The organism is Gluconacetobacter azotocaptans (assembly GCF_014174355.1).
Taxonomy (GTDB): Bacteria; Pseudomonadota; Alphaproteobacteria; order Acetobacterales; family Acetobacteraceae; genus Gluconacetobacter; species Gluconacetobacter azotocaptans.
Window position 1 is genome coordinate 74186 of the sequence record NZ_JABEQF010000002.1, and the last position, 17098, is coordinate 91283.

General features: G+C 67.1%; 19 protein-coding genes and 1 tRNA gene. 10 read left to right on the top strand and 10 right to left on the bottom strand.

Annotated elements, in window-relative coordinates:
• The first annotated feature begins 62 nt into the window (after positions 1 to 62).
• Positions 63 to 137 (top strand) — tRNA-Thr (locus tag HLH34_RS02505).
• Between the two features lie 546 nt (positions 138 to 683).
• Here the strand turns inward: HLH34_RS02505 and HLH34_RS02510 are convergent.
• Positions 684 to 1091: a hypothetical protein gene (locus tag HLH34_RS02510; RefSeq protein ID WP_183118038.1), complete on the bottom strand. Its 408-nt coding sequence runs from the start codon at positions 1089 to 1091 to the stop codon at positions 684 to 686.
• 697 nt (positions 1092 to 1788) lie between these two features.
• On the opposite strand from HLH34_RS02510, the gene HLH34_RS02515 reads away from it, so the two are divergent.
• From HLH34_RS02515 to HLH34_RS02530, 4 genes are all read left to right on the top strand, one after another.
• Complete coding sequence (locus HLH34_RS02515) at positions 1789 to 4035, top strand: TonB-dependent receptor (RefSeq protein WP_244959573.1); 2247 nt, start codon at positions 1789 to 1791, stop codon at positions 4033 to 4035.
• Between the two features lie 31 nt (positions 4036 to 4066).
• A complete protein-coding gene (locus HLH34_RS02520) occupies positions 4067 to 4720 on the top strand; it encodes a tetratricopeptide repeat protein (protein WP_183118040.1) in 654 nt (217 codons plus the stop codon).
• The gene (locus tag HLH34_RS02525) at positions 4720 to 5406 is read left to right on the top strand and encodes a Fe2+-dependent dioxygenase (protein WP_183118041.1); all 687 of its coding nucleotides are present in this window, start codon (positions 4720 to 4722) and stop codon (positions 5404 to 5406) included. Before HLH34_RS02520 ends, HLH34_RS02525 begins: the two co-directional genes overlap by 1 nt.
• A gap of 109 nt (positions 5407 to 5515) precedes the next feature.
• Entirely contained in the window at positions 5516 to 6631 is a 1116-nt protein-coding gene (locus HLH34_RS02530; protein WP_183118042.1) for a PepSY-associated TM helix domain-containing protein, read from the top strand.
• 27 nt (positions 6632 to 6658) lie between these two features.
• Here HLH34_RS02530 and HLH34_RS02535 read toward each other — a convergent pair whose 3' ends face one another.
• Both HLH34_RS02535 and HLH34_RS02540 read right to left on the bottom strand, forming a co-directional pair.
• A complete protein-coding gene (locus HLH34_RS02535; RefSeq protein WP_183118043.1) occupies positions 6659 to 6826 on the bottom strand; it encodes a hypothetical protein in 168 nt (55 codons plus the stop codon).
• A 537-nt stretch (positions 6827 to 7363) separates the two neighbouring features.
• A complete protein-coding gene (locus HLH34_RS02540) occupies positions 7364 to 7555 on the bottom strand; it encodes a hypothetical protein (RefSeq protein WP_183118044.1) in 192 nt (63 codons plus the stop codon).
• A gap of 215 nt (positions 7556 to 7770) precedes the next feature.
• On the opposite strand from HLH34_RS02540, the gene HLH34_RS19575 reads away from it, so the two are divergent.
• Positions 7771 to 7905, top strand: coding sequence for a hypothetical protein (locus HLH34_RS19575; protein WP_264784359.1), 135 nt, complete (start codon positions 7771 to 7773; stop codon positions 7903 to 7905).
• A gap of 121 nt (positions 7906 to 8026) precedes the next feature.
• Here HLH34_RS19575 and HLH34_RS02545 read toward each other — a convergent pair whose 3' ends face one another.
• A complete protein-coding gene (locus tag HLH34_RS02545) occupies positions 8027 to 9430 on the bottom strand; it encodes a glucoamylase family protein (protein WP_220792023.1) in 1404 nt (467 codons plus the stop codon).
• A 362-nt stretch (positions 9431 to 9792) separates the two neighbouring features.
• Between HLH34_RS02545 and HLH34_RS19580 the strand changes: the two genes are divergently transcribed.
• Together HLH34_RS19580 and HLH34_RS02555 are read left to right on the top strand one after the other, a co-directional pair.
• Positions 9793 to 10494 (top strand): SH3 domain-containing protein, encoded by a 702-nt coding sequence (locus HLH34_RS19580; protein ID WP_183118046.1) that lies wholly within the window; start codon positions 9793 to 9795, stop codon positions 10492 to 10494.
• Positions 10495 to 10574: 80 nt separating this feature from the next.
• On the top strand, positions 10575 to 10799 hold the full coding sequence (locus tag HLH34_RS02555) for a hypothetical protein (RefSeq protein WP_183118047.1): 225 nt from the start codon (positions 10575 to 10577) through the stop codon (positions 10797 to 10799).
• A gap of 90 nt (positions 10800 to 10889) precedes the next feature.
• Here the strand turns inward: HLH34_RS02555 and HLH34_RS02560 are convergent, their stop codons facing one another.
• A complete protein-coding gene (locus HLH34_RS02560) occupies positions 10890 to 11177 on the bottom strand; it encodes a hypothetical protein (protein WP_183118048.1) in 288 nt (95 codons plus the stop codon).
• Between the two features lie 141 nt (positions 11178 to 11318).
• On the opposite strand from HLH34_RS02560, the gene HLH34_RS19735 reads away from it, so the two are divergent.
• Positions 11319 to 11720: an aminotransferase class III-fold pyridoxal phosphate-dependent enzyme gene (locus HLH34_RS19735; RefSeq protein ID WP_306417752.1), complete on the top strand. Its 402-nt coding sequence runs from the start codon at positions 11319 to 11321 to the stop codon at positions 11718 to 11720.
• Positions 11672 to 12760 (top strand): aminotransferase, encoded by a 1089-nt coding sequence (locus HLH34_RS02565; RefSeq protein ID WP_306417753.1) that lies wholly within the window; start codon positions 11672 to 11674, stop codon positions 12758 to 12760. Before HLH34_RS19735 ends, HLH34_RS02565 begins: the two co-directional genes overlap by 49 nt.
• A gap of 176 nt (positions 12761 to 12936) precedes the next feature.
• Here HLH34_RS02565 and HLH34_RS02570 read toward each other — a convergent pair whose 3' ends face one another.
• The 5 genes from HLH34_RS02570 to HLH34_RS02590 are packed head-to-tail and all read right to left on the bottom strand — an operon-like array spanning position 12937 to position 16999.
• Positions 12937 to 13878, bottom strand: a complete 942-nt coding sequence (locus HLH34_RS02570; protein WP_183118049.1) for a DMT family transporter — start codon at positions 13876 to 13878, stop codon at positions 12937 to 12939.
• Positions 13879 to 13913: 35 nt separating this feature from the next.
• Positions 13914 to 14267 carry a RidA family protein gene (locus HLH34_RS02575; protein WP_183118050.1) on the bottom strand — a complete coding sequence of 118 codons (354 nt, stop codon included), beginning with the start codon at positions 14265 to 14267 and terminating at the stop codon, positions 13914 to 13916.
• Positions 14268 to 14295: 28 nt separating this feature from the next.
• Positions 14296 to 15075: a maleate cis-trans isomerase family protein gene (locus HLH34_RS02580; RefSeq protein ID WP_183118051.1), complete on the bottom strand. Its 780-nt coding sequence runs from the start codon at positions 15073 to 15075 to the stop codon at positions 14296 to 14298.
• Entirely contained in the window at positions 15072 to 16331 is a 1260-nt protein-coding gene (locus HLH34_RS02585) for a D-amino acid dehydrogenase (protein ID WP_183118052.1), read from the bottom strand. Before HLH34_RS02585 ends, HLH34_RS02580 begins: the two co-directional genes overlap by 4 nt.
• Positions 16328 to 16999 carry a GntR family transcriptional regulator gene (locus tag HLH34_RS02590; RefSeq protein WP_183118053.1) on the bottom strand — a complete coding sequence of 224 codons (672 nt, stop codon included), beginning with the start codon at positions 16997 to 16999 and terminating at the stop codon, positions 16328 to 16330. Before HLH34_RS02590 ends, HLH34_RS02585 begins: the two co-directional genes overlap by 4 nt.
• Positions 17000 to 17098 lie beyond the last annotated feature (99 nt).

The following is a 17098-nucleotide window of genomic DNA, read 5'->3' on the forward strand; positions in this document are numbered from 1 at the left end:
TCCAGAAGCAGGGGGCTTGCAACCTGCGGACAGAGACGGTAGGAAGCGCCCGTCCCCACGTTGCTGCTGTAGCTCAGTGGTAGAGCACTCCCTTGGTAAGGGAGAGGTCGACAGTTCAATCCTGTCCAGCAGCACCATGATTTCCTATATTTTGCCGATCGGCCGTCCGGCTTCATTCTGGTCCACGCGAATCAGGGAACACGGATAGCGCGTCCGCCGCACGCTTGAGTCATTGCGGACTGTGGTACCCATAGACGCGCTCGACCATCTCGAGGCTGTTGCCCAGGTATTTGGCCACCCACCATCCAGGCGGTGCATGTGTGTCGCAATGAATGCGGCGTCACTCCGGCCAAGCCGGTAGCCTTCATGCGCTTGGACGAGGCGCTATCATGGGGCCAGTTCCTCGACGGAACGCAAAGGCACCTGCGCAGGGTCGTGAACATGAGGCCGATCGTGCATCCGATTTCGCAGATGCATCAGTGATCATGGAACCAGATCGGCACGAAGGTTGGTGTCAGCAATCATACGGCAAAGGCCTGGCACCGAGTGGCTGTCGAGACGATCGCAAAAAACGCGCAACCTGAATTTTTCACTTCCAACATTTCCAATGTTTCCATATTTAAATCCTCATAATAAGGCGGCGTGCATCCTTCGGGGGCCACGCCGTTTTTTATTCCCGAAAATCAGGTCTGCCTATGTCCGTTCACGCCCTCGCCCGTCGCCAGATCTGGCAGAAGACTGCCGACGACAGCCGAAAGGCCCGCGACGAGAAGCGCAAGGCAGCGCATCAGCCTCGGCGTGACGTCGCATGGGAACGCGTCCGGCAGGAGCACCTGACGCGATATCCCCTCTGTCGCATGCCTGGCTGCCGGACGCCGGGCGATCACCCGGACGCGGACCACATCCTCGGCGCGCAGGAAGCACCCAACCGCCGCCTCGACCCGACGAACCTTCAGACGCTGTGTCTGTCCTGCCAGTCTGCCCGGTCCTGCCGGGATCACTTCTCGACCGTGCTGGGGCCGCGTCGCCCCTGAAATATTTGCTCTGGTCCCCAGGAAGAACGCGAAGACAACCAACAGCGCGGCGCTCATCCCCAAAAATCCGCTTCGATTCGCTCTGGTCCGGTCAGTCGGCTGCTCATTCGTCCCTGGCTGCCGAAGCGGTCTCGAACGGCGTGGCTTGAGCGCCTGAAAATCGCAGGTTTCTCAGGGCGACGGCCCTTGCAGCGCCCCTGCGGCCGCCTAATCTCCTGTCCACACCCCAGCCCAAGGAGGGCACCATGGACAGACGAAAGGGCCACACCTCTCCAAACCGCGGACATGGCAGGAAGGCCGAGACGGCGTCTGCGAAGACGAAGACGCAAGCGCATGCCGACATTGCCCAGGGCAAGGACCCGAAGGAACCTCCGGCTCCCGGGCAGCCGCCAAGGCATACGCCTGGCGCCACGAAGTGAGGCGAACGCTTCGAAGAAACCCGGCTACGCGCCGGGTTTTCTTTTGCCCAAATCCCATGACATCCGTGCCGGTTGGGCGTCCCCTGCCGTAGAGGGCCGTCGCAGAGGCGGAGGGTCCGTGTGGCTCTGTGGCATCAGCCTTTCTCTGACATTCTTTGTCATGAACGAATTGCTTGACGATTCGGTTTCGTCATGAGCAGATCGCAACTGCGATTTGTTCGCATTTGCGTTTTGTAATAAGAGGTTTCGAGGGAATGGGTGTCACTGGAAAATGGCGTGTCGCGCATGTTGTGACGCCCCGGCGTGGCCAGACATTAGGTGGTCTGGCCCTGGCCATGCTCGGAACCCAGGGGTTGACCGCCACCCCCGGCCTAGCGGCACCGGACAAGCTGTCGGACGACGAGAAGAAGAAGGCCCACCAGGACCGGCCGGCCCCCCGGCACGAGCATATCGAGGTCGTCGGTCTGTGGCATGAAGCCTCTCCCAAATTCACCGCCCCCCTGCTGGATACGCCCAAGAGCGTGTCGATCATCTCGCGCCAGTTGCTGACCCAGACCGGGTCGAACACGCTGGCCGATGCGTTGCGCAACGTGCCGGGTATCACGATGGGCGCGGGCGAGGGGGGCAATCCGGTCGGCGATCGGCCGTTCCTGCGGGGCTATGACGCGCAGTCGAGCACCTTCGTCGACGGGTTGCGCGATGTCGGCGCGCAATCGCGCGAGACGTTCAATGTGGAATCGGTCGAGGTCATCAAGGGCGATACCGGCGCCTTCGCCGGACGGGGCGGCGCCGGCGGGGCGATTTATATCAACAGCAAGATGCCAACCCTGAAGAACGCGATCGACGCCAGCCTCGGGTTCGGCAACGCCGACTACAAGCGGGGCACGTTCGACGGCAACTGGAGAGTCAGCCCGACCGGCGCGTTCCGCCTGAACCTGATGGGAGACGACCAGGGCGTGGCCGGACGCGGACCCACCCATTACCGCCGCTTCGGCGTGGCGCCGTCCCTGTCGTTCGGGTTGGGCACACCCAATCGCGTCACCGTGATGTATTATCACATGCAGAATGACGATCTGCCCGATGTCGGCATTCCCTACAACAATCCCACCTTCAATGCGCGGTCCGACGGCGCCGCGCGGGTGCTGGCGACGGGAAGCGGTGCGCCGGTGAAGGTGCCGTTCGATACCTGGTACGGGTTGAAAAACCGTGATGCCAACCAGGACGGCATCGACATGGGCACGTTGCGGCTGGAACATGATTTCAGCAGCAACCTGCATATCCGCAATACCACGCGCTATTCCGAGACCACCCAGAACGATCGGTGGACGATGCCGGACGACAGCCAGGGCAACATCTATTACGGTTATGTCTATCGTCGTCTGAACAGCCGCATTTCCACGCTGGACACGGCGACCAACCAGACCGATTTCTACGGGTCGTTCCACCTGCTGGGCTTCAAGAACCAGTTTGCCTCGGGCACCGAATTCACGCGCGAGCAGGGCAAGAACGATAACTACACCGCCACCGTGAACGGGCAGAACGTGACCTCGGGCACCGCTTTCACCCGGTGTGCGACGGCGCTGGCCTTTTCGTCCTTTACCTGCACCTCGCTGACCAATCCGAACCCGAACGATCTCTGGTCCGGCGACCTCAAGCATACAGGCAACCCGAACAGCACGCGCTTCGACACCAAGGCGGTGTATCTGTTCGACACGATTACGCTGCTGCGCCAGCTTCAGGCCAATTTCGGCGTGCGCTACGACAATGTGCAGAGTACCTACCGTTCGGCGGCGGGCGAATACGGGCGGGGCGACAATCTGTTCACCTACCAGGGTGGGCTGGTGTACAAGCCGCGAGACAACGGGTCGATCTATGCGTCCTACGCCACCTCGGCCATTCCGCCGGGCAATTCCGTGGGGCAGGGTTCGGACGACATCAGCCTCGGCGCGGACCGCACCGGCAATATCGGCAGCGTCCTGAAACCGGAACACGACCGCACGATCGAGGTCGGCACCAAATGGAACCTGCTGCATAACCGCATGCTGCTGACCGGTGCGCTGTTCCAGATCGACAGCACCAATTTCAAGATCACCACAGCGACGGGCGGCATCGCCAATGGCGGCACCAAGCGGGTCCGTGGCTTTGAAATCGGCCTGAACGGGCAGATCACCCGCGACTGGTCGATCAACGGCGGCTACACCTACCTGGACGCGCGGCTGCTCAATGCCGGCGGGGCCGGGGCCGCGGCCGGGCTGATGGACGGGCGGCGTGCGCCGAACACGCCGGAGAACAGCCTGGCGCTGTGGACGACCTATCGGATCGTCAAGCCGCTGACGGTGGCGGCGGGCGTGTATTACATGAGCAAGGTGTATGGCACGGATTCGCCCACTGCGCCGAAATTCGTGCCCAGCTACTGGCGCTTCGACTTCATGGCGAATTACAAATTCCGCCGTAACTACAGCCTGCAGCTCAACATGCAGAATCTGGCCAACATGCGGTATTTCACCCAGGCTTACACGACGCATTACGCCACGCAGGCACCCGGTCGGACCGCCTTCGTGACCCTGAACGCCCATTTCTGAATCTTCGCGCGGGACCTGGGGTGAAACCGGCATGCGGGGCGAGTGGCAGGGCAGTGTCGCGGATGGCGTCGAGGCGATCTGCGCCCTCGCGGGGGCGGGGCAGGCCGATGCGCAGCTGATGCTGGGGCAGATATTGCTCGACGGCCGGTTCCTGCCCCGTGACGAGGGGGCGGCGCTCGGCTGGTTTCTTGCCGCGGCCCGGCATGGTCATCCGATGGGACACAATATGGTCGGGCGCTGCTGCGAACTGGGGTGGGGCCTGGCGCCCGCCCCGGCCGAGGCGCTGCGCTGGTATCGCGCCGCCGCGTGCGCCGGTCTGGACTGGGGCATGTACAACTATGCGACGGGGCTGAGCCTGGGCTGGGACGGGCCGCCCGACCACGTCCGGGCGTTGGCGTGGTTCCGGCGGGCCGCAGCTCGTGGTCATTGCAAATCCTTCAACATCATCGGCGGGTTTTACGAAGACGGCTGGGCCGTGGCGCGCGACCTGGACCAGGCGAGGGCCTGGTACGTCCGGGCCGCCGAGGGCGGGGATTTCCGCGGGCATTTCAATTTCGGCCGCTTCCTGCTGGCGGAAGGCCGGCACGCCCAGGCGCGGCGTCATTTCGACATCGCACGCCGGACCGGCACGCCCGCATTCCGGGCTCAGATGGAACGATTCCTTGCGGAAAGTGAGGTCAGGTGATGCTGCTGCATATCCCCGAACTGTTGAGCCGTGACGAACTGGCCCATTGCCGCACCGTGCTGGCCCAGGCCGACTGGGGCGACGGGCGCGTCACCGCCGGTCCGCAATCGGCGCAGGCCAAGCACAATCTTCAGTTGCCGCTCAATCATCCGGACCATCGCGCGTTGGCCGATCTGGTCCTGGGTGCGCTGGCGCGCAACGCGCTGTTCACCAGTGCGGCCGTGCCGCATCGCACCGTACCGCCGCTGTTCAACCGGTATGATGTCGGCATGGAATTTGGCGCCCATGTCGACAATGCCATCCGCTACATCCCCGGCTCCGACGGGCTACGGATCAGGACCGACATATCCGCGACATTGTTCCTGACCGAGCCGGAGGAATATGACGGTGGCGAACTGCTGGTCCATGACGCAAGCGGCACGCAGGCCGTCAAGCTGCCGGCCGGCGACATGATCGTCTACGACACGACAGTGCTGCACAGCGTGGCGCCGGTGACGCGCGGCAGCCGCTGGGCGTCGTTCTTCTGGACCCAATCCCTGATCCGCGAAGGAAGCCTGCGCCGCATCCTGTTCGACCTCGACCGGACCATCATGGGCCTGCGGGCCCGGCTGCCGGATGACGATCCGGATATACTGGGCCTGGTCAATTGCTATCATAACCTCATGCGGCAATGGTGCACGCTGTGAAGCCTCTGTTCGAAAAAACCATGAAACAGGGCGGGTATTGCCCGAACCCGTTCCTAACCCCGATTGGAATGACCTGCATGATGTGCATGATGATGCGCGGGGACGCGTGATGCGGATCCTGCGCAAACTGCATCGCTGGATCGGGCTGGCCCTGGCGATTCCCTTCGCCCTTCAGGGCCTGACCGGGTTTCTGATGGTCGTGCTGCCGCAGGAGACATCGGGGCGGCCGCAGATTATCCAGTCCGGCCCCCCACTGCCGGCGAGCCAACTGGTCGAAGCCGCCCGTGCGGCGGCGCCCGCCGGGTCCAGCGCGCTGCGCTATGCGCCGTCGCAGGGCCCCCATGACCCGGCCAGCGTCGGGTTCGGCCGGGCGGGCGGGCGTCGGCCCGACCTCGATATCCTGGTCGATCCGTCGTCCGGCCATGTGGTCGGCACGCAGAAGCGCAGCACCCTCTACGGCTTCGCCATGCGGCTGCATACGGCGTTGCTGCTGCTGCCGGTCGGACGGGGGCCGATGGGGTGGGTCGGCGTCTTCCTGGTCGGGATGGCGGTCAGCGGCGTCGTGCTCTGGTGGCCGCGCAGCCATCTGTGGCAATCGGGATTATGGCGGCGCGGCCTGATGATTTCGCGCAAGGCGCGCGGGCTGAGGCTGTGGCGGGAAACACATCTGGCGGTGGGAGCGTGGACGTTCCTGTTTCTCGCCTTCATGGCCGGCAGCGGGGTGATGATCTGCTATCCGGACATGTTCCCTGGTGGCGGAGCGGGGCAGCGGCGCCCGCCGGGCGCGATGGCGGACGGGCAGCGCGACCACCGCCATGCGTCCGCCACGGATGCGGGACCGATGGAGGAGGACGGGCTGGACATGGCGCTGGCGACGATCCGCCAGGGCCGGCCGCAGGATACGATCAGCGACGTTCAGTTGGGAATGCCGCGAGGTCCCTTCACTGTGCGCGTCGTGCAGCCGGGATATGGCGCGAACCGGCCGACTACCCTTCGCGTCGACCGCCACACGGGTGCCATGACGGTGACGGCTGACCCGGGCACGCAAAGCGTGGGGCAGCGCCTGTATGTCTGGATTCGGATCCTGCATCAGAACCGGCTGGCCGCGACGTGGGCCGGCGACCTGTGGAGCGTGCTTATCGGGCTGAACGGCCTGGCGCTGTGCCTGTTTTCGGTGACGGGTGTTGCGATGTGGCTGTTGCGGCGGGCACGGACCAGAGCGTGACGCCGCGGCCCGGCCGTGCGCGGCGGGTCAGTTGCCGGTCGCGCGGTCCACGGCGCGTCCGGCCTTTTCGACAGGTCCCTTGGGGGGATCGACCGTGTCGCGGACCTTCTCGCCGAAGGTGCGGTGGTGTGTGCAGGCGGTCAACGGCGCGGCGGCGACCAGCAGCGCCAGGAAGGCGGCAAAAGCACGTGTCATGAATCATCCTTGAGGTTTTGGACGAAACGTGAGAACGCGGTGCCGGTTTCGTTGTTCTGTAACGGCGCCTTCTCAGCCGACGCCGCCTTGCGGCGGGGGCGGTACCGTTCGATGGGGCTGTCTGGCCGGCTTTTCCTTGGACGTCGGGGTGTTTTCAGGTGGAGGCCGGTGCTCGGGCGGTGGGCCGAGCATGTTCTGATGGCTGCAGCGCGACGGCGACATTTCGCTGGCGCAGTGCATCTGCGGCATGTCGCCCATCCGTTCGGCCGGTGTCCTGGTATGCGGATTTGCCGGGGGCGGCAGAGGGGGCGGGGTGGGCTGGGCCAGGGATATGGCGGGGTTGGCCAGTACGGCCAGTAATGCCAGCACGGCCTGTCTGGTCGCGTGTCGGGCGGAGCGTCCCATCGCATTCCTCCATCGAGGCGCCTGTGTGGGCAGCGAACGACTGGGCGCGTTGGGAGTTGCACTTTCCCCGGGGCGGGTGGGGACGCCTGTTGCCCCGCCCCGCCCCGGGACCCTTGCGGGACTACGCCGCGATCAGCCCGGCGTCGCCGGAACGGCGGGACATTTGGTGAATTTTCCCTTGGCGTCGCGGCATTTTTCCGGTTTCGGCTTGGGGCAGGTGACGAACTTGCCTTTGGCGTCCCGGCAGGGGGCGGCCGAGGCGGTGGCCGCTGCCCCCATCAGGGCGACGACGGACAGCGCGGACAGGAACAGACGGATACGCATGGCGGGAAGCTCCTTCGCGGATGCAGACGTGTCAGCATGCGCGCCGGCGCCCGTGTCCGGCAAGGGGCGGGCGCATTCTTCCGGGGAGGAAGCCGTGGAAAGGGGACCGATCGTGCGGTTGTGACCAATTGTGTCCCTGCGGCGTCTTGCCGCCCTGCCCGGGGCGCCCATCTGCAGGGGGTCGAGAAACCGCCTCGGGAATAAAGGGGGCATCCATGACCGATATTCTTGCACGCCGGCTGTCCACAACGCGTGGCCATTCGATCGGATACTGGTCCGTGATGATCGTGGGCATCGCGGGGATCATCGCGCTTTATGCCTGTGCGCTGATCTTCGGCGCGGCTTGGTAGCGCGTTATCCATGACCGGAGTCCAGGGCCTCGGGCCCTGATGGGTTCGGCCAAGCCCGACCTTAGGCTGGGGCTCGCCGCCACGGGTAATCTTGCCCGACAGAACGAATTTTAAAGCAGCCTTACATGTGCCGGGCGGCCCCGGGGGATGGGTCACCGCGGGCCTGGCGTGTCTCGTCGCCCAGCCAGCCGCCGGAGAAGCCGGCGCGCGCCAGGCCGGCGCGGATGTAGGGGTTCTTCTTCATCGTGGCCCAGACCAAGCCAGTGCGCCAGTTCTCGATCATCAGCAGGATCGGCCCCTGGTCGATGCCGAACTGTTCGGTATCGGCCCAGTAGGACGCGCCGGACGGAAAGCTGGGGTTGAAGGCGTCGACGAAGCCGTAGCGGTCGTAGATGCGCGAGCCGTAGCGGTCTTTCATTTCTTCCAGCGCCGGAAAGACGATTTCCGGAGCGAAGGCGATGGAGCCACCCGCCGCCGTCGGCGCGATGGTGCCGTCGTCCGAGACATAGTCGCGGCCGGCGCCGCGTGCGCTGTAGGCCTGGAAGCTGCGCGCGCGGCCATCGACCGTCAGCGTGACGATGCCGGGGCCGTTGCAGGCCGTCAGCCCCCAGACATTCGTGCCGTAATCGCGCCAGCCGCCGGGATTGGCCTGGGCGTAGGTGCGCTGGGCATAGGTGGCGCGGCGACTGTTCTCGAAATAATCGACGTCGTGCGCGCGGCTCCACGCATCGCGGATACCCCGGAAATCAACCCAGGAATGGCTGTACTGATGTCCGAACAAGGGTGCGAAATTCAGCAGCGTCTGACCCTGGAACGTGCCCCATTGCCGCGCATAGGTCGCGGTCCAGGCCTGCCAGGTGTCGGCCGGTACCGGATGGGTGGGCGAGGCCAGCGCCAGCAGGTAGATCAGCATCCCCTCGCTGTAGCCGTCCCAGTCATTGCGCAGGAACCCGCCGGCCGGGGTCCAGCCCATGTCCAGCAATGGCGCGTGGGCCCGCATCCAGGACCAGTCCACCCGACGGTACAGGGCGTCCGCCAGCCGCCGGATTGTGCGTTCGCGGGGGGTGTCGCGATCGTAATAGGATTGTGCGAACAGCACGCCGCCCAGCAGCAGGGTGGTGTCCACGCTGGACAGTTCCGACCAGCGGGCGAAGCGCGTGCCGCGTCGGGGGTCGAGAAAATGGTAGTAGAAGCCGTGATAGCCGGCGGCCCCGTCCTCGGCCGCGTTCTGCGGCGCGCGATACAGGAAGCGCAGGGTGGCCAGCGTGCGTGCCGCAGCCTGGTCCCGCGTGACGTAGCCGCGTTGCGCCCCGATGCCATAGGCGGTCAGGCCGAAGCCCACGGCGGCGATGCTGGCGAAATGGTCGGGCGAGGGATAATGGTCGGGGATCAGCCCGTTTCTGGGGTTCGCCGCATCCCAGAACCAGGTGAAGGTCCGTCGTTCCAGATCCTCGACGAAACGGAAATCCTCGGGACGCGGGGCGGGGGACGGCGCGATATCGGATGTCGCCCCGAGGGACGGCATGACGGGGGCCACGGCCGGGGGGCTGGTGGCGTGCGCCGCTTCGGCGTCCGGCGGCGCGGCCGGCGCCGCGACAATGGCCAGCAGCAGGGCGGCACCTGTCCGGCGGCGTGCGGCCCCGTTCCGCCCAACCTGCGCGGGGCGCGCGCGGAGTTCGTTGCTGGGGTCGATCGTCATGGGGTTCCGTCACATTCGCGTCATCTGGCACGGTCACTTAACCATTGCGATTCGGGATTTGCAAACCCCCGCGGGCGGCACATGACGAAGCCCCATGCCATCCGCGTCGCGGCGGGCTTTTCATTTGCGCGCAACCTGCCCACTCTGCGATCGTTGATCGACCATCGCATCATGGAGCCGCGGTCCGGATGAAACATCGTTTGAAGGCCGCCCTGACGGTTCTGGCGCTGGGGGGCATGGCGTCCCCGGCACTGGCGGCCCCCGGCGTTATTGTAGGCGGGACAGACGTTTTCGCCGGTCCGTCGCCGAACTATCCCGTGGTCGGGTCGCTGCCGCCGGGTACGCCGATTGATATTTTCGGGTGCGAGCCGGGATGGGGCTGGTGCGACATCGCCGACGGTCCCTATCGGGGATGGGCGCCGCAGGACCGGATTCAGGTCCTGTACAATGGCGGGGCGGGGCCGCTGGCAACCTATGGTCCCATGGTGGGCCTGCCCTTGGCCGGCTTCGTGTTCAGCAATTACTGGGGCGCGCATTATCGTGGCCGTCCGTGGTTTTCCGACCGTGATCGCTGGGGCGGTAGTGGTCGGGGCGGACCCGGACGGGACGGAGGGAACAGGCCGGGCCGGCCGCCGCCCTTCTATGGTCCCGATCACGGCGGTGGTGATCGCGAGGGCAGCCGTCCCGGGGGCGGGTTCAATGCCGGCGGCGGCCAGGGTGGAAGGGATCGCGGCTGGCATGGTGGCGGCCCCGGCGGAGGCGGTCATGGACCCGGCGGTGGTGGCCCCGGTGGCCCCGGCGGCGGCGAGCATGGGGGCGGGGGCCCCGGTGGTGGCGGCCATGGCGGTGGCGGGCATGGCGGAGGCGATCACGGCGGCCATTCGGGGTAGGGCGCATCGCCGTCCGGACGGGAACCTTGAGGCTGTCTGCCAGTTTTTTTGTGAGACCCGATGAGGGGAGGACTCGATCAATGAGTCACGCAGCTGGTATCATCGGTCATATCCTCGTCAGCGAGTGGATGGCCACAAGGGGCGAACGGACGCGCGTTCCCCCCGGCGCGCAGCGCCGGTTGCGCGGGGCATGGCCGATGCGCCGGACCGGCCTGCGGGCGCCGGCGTGGCCGGGCTATGTCGCGTCGGTCCGGCATGTATCCGCGGGCCTGTCGCGGCGGGTGGCCTTCCGCCGGCAGCGATAGACCCTTCGTCGGGGCTGGCGGCCTGGCCCATGCCGTCGCCCCGTTCGACCGTCGCGAGGTCGAGGACGCGGTCAATCGGCTTCGTGTGAATCAGAAATGCGTTGTGGCGGGCAAGCCTGTCGTCGCGAACACGGCGTGTGCCAGCATCATGATCAGGATTGCGCTGATCAGTACGGCGAAGATGCCGCCGAACATGCGGAAGGCACCCACGATCAGGCCGGCCAGCAGGATGACCAGCAGCGCGGTCTGCAATTCGCCGACGATGCCGACGCTGGCCAGGATATTCCGGGCGAACTGCTCGATCACCGTGATGGCCGCCACGATCAGGCCGAACAGGCCCAGCAGGAAACCGGTGACGATGGCGATGGCGTGGTCCATGCCAGGAATCCTTCGCGATGGGCAGGATACATATCGTAGCAGGACTGCCCCGCTGCGCGCCACCCGGTTGCGGCTCAGTCGCGGTGACCCTTGGGGCCCGCGGGCCTGTTCACCGGCGGACCATATCGATATCGGAATCAGTTGAACTGGTCGGATATCGGCTACAATATCCGATATGCCATCACGCCGATGCGCCGCCACAGGGAATACGCCCAGATCATGACCGACAAGACCGAGGACACCGCGACCGAGATGCGGGACGCGCGCTACGTCATGCATCAGCTGACCGATGCGCGCGCGAACCTGCAAAGCGGGTCGCTGATCATCGACCGGGGCGAGGGCATTCATGTCTACGACCTGGCCGGCAACCGCTATATCGAGGCGATGGCCGGCCTGTGGAGCGTCGGTCTGGGCTTCAGCGAGCCTCGTCTGATCGAGGCGGCGATGCGGCAGATGACGCGTCTGCCCTATTACCACACAAGGGGCACGGCCCCATGGTCGATCTGGCGGAAATGCTGGTCACGATGGCGCCTGTGCCGATGAGCAAGGCCTTCTTCACCAATTCGGGGTCCGAGGCGAACGATACCGTCATCAAGATGCTCTGGTACCGCGCCAACGCGCTGGGCCAGCCCCAACGCAAGAAGATCATCAGCCGCCACCGCGCCTATCACGGCATCACCGTCGCGTCGGGCAGCCTGACCGGGATCACGGCCAACCACACGTCGTTCGACCTGCCGCTGCCCGGCTTCCTGCATCTGACCACCCCCCATTACCGCCGCGAGGCGCGGCCCGGCGAAAGCGAGGAGGATTTCGCCACCCGCCTGGCGCAGGAACTGGAGGACATGATCCAGCGCGAAGGGTCGGAAACGATCGCGGCCTTCTATGGCGAGCCCGTGATGGGCGCCGGCGGGGTGATCGTGCCGCCCGCGACCTATTGGGAGAAGATCCAGGCGGTGCTGGCCCGCCATGACATTCTGCTGGTGGCGGATGAGGTGATCACCGGCTTCGGGCGCACCGGGCGCATGTTCGGGTGCGAGACGTACGGGATCAAGCCCGACATCATGGTGCTGTCCAAGCAGATCTCATCCTCCTACCTGCCGATTTCCGCCATTCTGCTGAACGAGAAGGTGTTCGAGCCGATCGCCGACCAGACCCATGCGATCGGCACGTTCGGCCATGGCTTCACCGGCGGCGGGCACCCGGTGGCCGCCGCCGTGGCGATCGAGACCATCCGCATCATCCGCGAACGCGACCTGGTGGCCCATGTCGCCGAGACCGGCGCGTGGATGCAGGACCGCCTGGCCAGCCTGGCCGATCATCCGCTGGTGGATGAAATCCGGGGCGTCGGGCTGGTGGCGGCGGTCGAACTGAGTGCGGCCAAGCTGTCGCCCGCCGTCCCCCTGGCGGCCGGGGCGCTGGGGAAGCGGGCGGCGCTGCATCTGCAGAATGGCGGGGTGATTTCCCGCGCCATGGGCGATGCGCTGGCCCTCTGCCCGCCGATGATCATCGACCGCGACGGGATCGACGCCATCGTCGCCGCCCTGCGCCACGCCCTGGATCGCTGCCTGGAGGAACTGGCCTGACGGCCGGCCTGCGGCACGCACCACGGCTGCAAGAATGCAAGAAGGAAGGTCGGGCTCCGCCCCAGCCCGGCAAGGGCCTCGGCCCTTGCCTCCCGTTCGTTTGTCCCAGTGATCGGGGTCCAGGGCCTCAGGCCCTGGTGGGTTCGGGCGAAGCCCGCCTGTGCTGCCCGTTGGTATTATGCCCCCCGGCGCATCATCAACGCGATGCTGCCCAGCACCACGGCCATGCCCGCCATTGCCAGCGCGGCCGGTCGTTCCCCCAGCACCATCCAGCCCAGCAGGACGCCGACGACCGGATTGACGTAGGCGAAGGTGGACGCCATTTCGGGCGAGAAGCTGCGCAGGACGACGATATAGGACGCCGGTGCGACGACCGAGCCGAAGATGACCAGGAAGGCGAAGGATGCGGCCTGCGTCGCCCCGACATGGGCGGGGACGGACCATCCGCCGGCCGAGGACGCGCCCCCCAGAATCAGCGCCGCCACCCCCATCTGGATGGCCGCCGTCCAACCGGGCCGCAGCCGGCCGGCCAGCCGGCGCTGCAGCACCGTGCCCAGCGCCCAGGTGACGGCCGCCAGTTGCAGCACCAGCACCACGACCACCGGATGGCGGGTGACGATGGCGCCCTGGCCCGACAGGGCCGGCGCCACCACCATGACCAGCCCGCCCAGCCCCAGCGGCAGCGCCGCCAGCACCCGGGGTGTCGGCCTGGCGCGGTTCAGCACGCAGTCGAGCAGCGTGCACCACAGGGGGATCGTCCCCATCGCCATGACGATGAAGCCGGAATGCGCATAGGGCGCGCAGGACGTCGCCAGCGCGTTGCCGCCCACCCACATCAGGATGCCCGTCAGCGCGCACAGGCCGGCCTCGCGCCAGCTCAGACGGCCCGGCCCGCCATGCCGCACGGCAGTGATGCAGGCCAGCAGCAGCGCGCCGCAGCCCTCGCGCAGCACCTGCAGATGCAGCGGCGAGAGCGGCGCCGGCCCGGACAGGCACAGTTTCACCGCCAGATAGGTGCTGCCCCAGATCAGGTAGATCGCCAGCAGATGTCCGTACGCGCCCATCGGGCCACGCGCGCGTGCCGGCCGGCCCGTTGCGGTTGCGGTCTGAAGGGTCAATGGTGGAGCCTCGGGGGCCATTTTCAGACGGACTCTCAGCGCGCGGCGACGATGCCGATTTCCACCGTGAACTGCGGCGCCGCCAGGCGCGATTCGACGCAGGCCCGGGCTGGCGTCGCCCCGGGGATTACCCAGGCGTCCCATATGGCGTTCATCTCGTCGAAATCCGTCATGTCGGCCAGCCAGATCGTGGCGGTCAGCAGCTTCGTCTTGTCGCTGCCGGCCTCGGCCAGCAGGGTGTCGATGCGGGCCAAGATGTCGGCCGTCTGGGCGGCGACGGGCTGGCCCGGCGCGTCCAGGGCGACCTGCCCCGCCAGATAGATCGTGTCGCCATGAATGACGGCCTGGCTCATTCTCGGGCCGGATTGGATGCGGGTGACGCTGGTCATTGCCGTGCTCTTTCGTGGGAAGGTGATGTCAGAGGCGGAACAGGCGCCCGGCGCCCGGACGCGGATCGGCGATGCCGGCCAGGCGCAGCATGTGCCAGGCCATCGCATGGTTGCTGGAGGTCACGGGAAGGCCGATCCGGCGTTCGATCCGCTCGACGGCCTCGGCCACCCGCAGGCTGGTGCAGGAGACGAACAGCGCGTCGACGGCGCCGGACCGGGCCATGCGCGCGGCCGCATCCTCGATATCCGCCACCGAGATCCGCGCGGCGTCGCGGTCGTCCACCCGGTCGAAGGTCGCCGTCGCCGCGATATGCACGCCCCGACCGGCGAAATATGCAGCGATGCGCCGGTTGATGTCGGGGCGATAGGGCGTCAGCAGGCCGATCCTACAGGCACCGAAGGCGGCGAACGCCGCCAGCGCGCCGGTGATCGGCGTGGTGCAGGCCACGCCGGGCCGGGCCTTGCGGAGTTCGGCGAACACCGCGTCCTCGCCCAGCACCATGGTGGCGGAGGTGCAGCCGAACGCCACGACGTCCAGCGGGCAGCCGGGCAGGAGTAGGGCCGCGCCATCGGTCAGGCGCGCGCCGATGGCCTGCAGGGTGGCGGGCGTGATGTCCGCGTCGTTGAACACCCGCGCCACGTAGAAGGCGACCCCCGGGAAGGTCGGCCCATCCAGCAGGAAGCGGAATTCATGTTCCAGCGTCTGGTCGGTGGCCAGCACCACGACGCCCAGCGCCGCCCGCGCTGCCAGGCCGCCATCCAGGGCCGAGTCCATGACCCCCAGGTCGAGGGGCGGTGCCTGTGTCATGGTGCATGCCCCGCCCGCGTGGCCAGCAATCCGTCCATGGGCAGGGCGGGCCGCCGGCCGGCGATCAGGTCCGCCGTGATGCGGGCCGAGCCATGCGACATCGTCCAGCCGATGTGGCCGTGACCGGTGTTGAGATACAGATTGCGGTATCGAGCCCGTCCGAACAGCGGAAGGTTCGTCGGCGTCATCGGGCGTAGCCCCGCCCACATCTGCGCCCGCGCATAGTCCGCGCCGTCCGGATACAGGTTGCGGACGACGTCCGTCATGAAGGTGAAGTCGGACGGTTTGTGGCTGACGTCATAGCCCGAGAACGCGGCCGTGGCGGTGACGCGGAGGCGGTCGCCGAACCGCGAGATCGCGACCAGATGATGTTCGTCGACCGATGCGATGGCGGGCGGATGGGCATGGCCGCCGATCGGGATGGTCAACGCGTAGCCCTTGATGGGATAGATCGGCAGGCGGATGCCGATCCGGCGCGCCAGGATGGGGCTGTATGACCCCAGCGCCAGCACATAGGCGTCGCCCGTGACGCGCCCGCCGCCGGTCCGGATGCCGGTCACGGCGCGCCCGTCGGTTTCGATGCCCGTGATCGTCGTCCGGGTCGCGATCTCGCCGCCGCGCGCGGCGACCAGGCCGGCCAGGGCGCGGGTGAACAGGGCCGGGTCGCCGGTCTCGTCGGTCGGGCAATGGATGGCGCCGACCACGCCCGGCGCCGCCCCCAGTACCGGGTCGAGCGCGGCGAGGCCCGTACGGTCCAGCACCCGCACGACCTGCCCGTCGGATTCCAGCAGGCGCATCTGCGCGATGCCGCGTTCCAGCGCCTGGGCGCTGCGATGGACATACAGGATGCCACGGTCGCTGCGGTCGTAGACGATGGTCTCGCGCCCCAGCACCTCGTGCAGCACCGATTGCGAATAGGCGGCCAGCCGATGCTTCAGCAGCGTGTTGCGCCGTGCCCTGTCTGCCGTGCACTGCGCGAGAAAGCGCAGCGACCAGGCATAGAGATGCGGATCGGCCGAAAAGCGGAACCGCAGCGCCTGGTCGCGCAGGAACAGCGATTTCAGCAGGGTCATCGGTGCGGCCGGCGACGACCAGACGAAGGAATGGCCGGGGGCGACCATGCCCGCATTGCCCCAACTGGTTTCGGCCGCCACCTCGGCGCACCGGTCCAGCACGACGACCTCATGCCCGTCCCGCTGCAACTGGTAGGCGGTGGTGACGCCCACGACGCCGCCGCCCAGGATGACGATCCTCATGCCACGGCCCGCGCGTAGATGCGCGCCAGCCCGTCGCGGACGCCGGCGCCGGCCTGGGCGGCGCTGTCGCCCAGATGGGCCAGCATCAGCGCCGCTGCCTCCTCGCCATCGCCCCGCGCCACCGCGTCGGCGATGGCGACATGGTCGGTCAGCGAGCGCAGCGTCCGCGCCGGCCGTTCCAGATTGATCTGCCGGACGAAGCGGATGCGCGCGTTTGCGTTTTCCAGGATGCGCACCCTTTCCACATTGCCGGCCAGCCGCGCCAGTTCCCGGTGGAAGGCCTCGTCACGCGCGATCAGCGTGTCGATGTCCAGCCCGTCCGCCGCCGCGACCAGGGACGCGGCGGCGGCTCGCAGGTCGGACAGGGCGCGGGCATCGCCCTGCCGGGCCGCGGCGCGGACCGATGCGGCCTCCAGGTCGCCCCGGACCTCGTACAGGGCCTCGATTTCCGAGATGCTGAGCTGGCGGCAGAAGAAGCCCTGGCCGGGGACGACCGTCAGCAGGCCCTCGCTGGCCAGCCGGTTCATCGCCTCGCGCACCGGGGCGCGGCTCATGCCCAACGTGCGGGACACCGTGCCCTCGTTCAACCGTTCGCCGGGCTTGAACGCGAAGCCGACCGCCATGCGGCGCAGGCTGTCATAGGCGCGTTCCACGCTGCTTTCGGACATGTGCCGTCCCGCCACCGTCTTCTGTCGACAGGACGGTATACCATTGCGTTTTCGTTGTGAATACGGATTCGGTTTTGCAATGGGTCGTGGAGGGGGCGA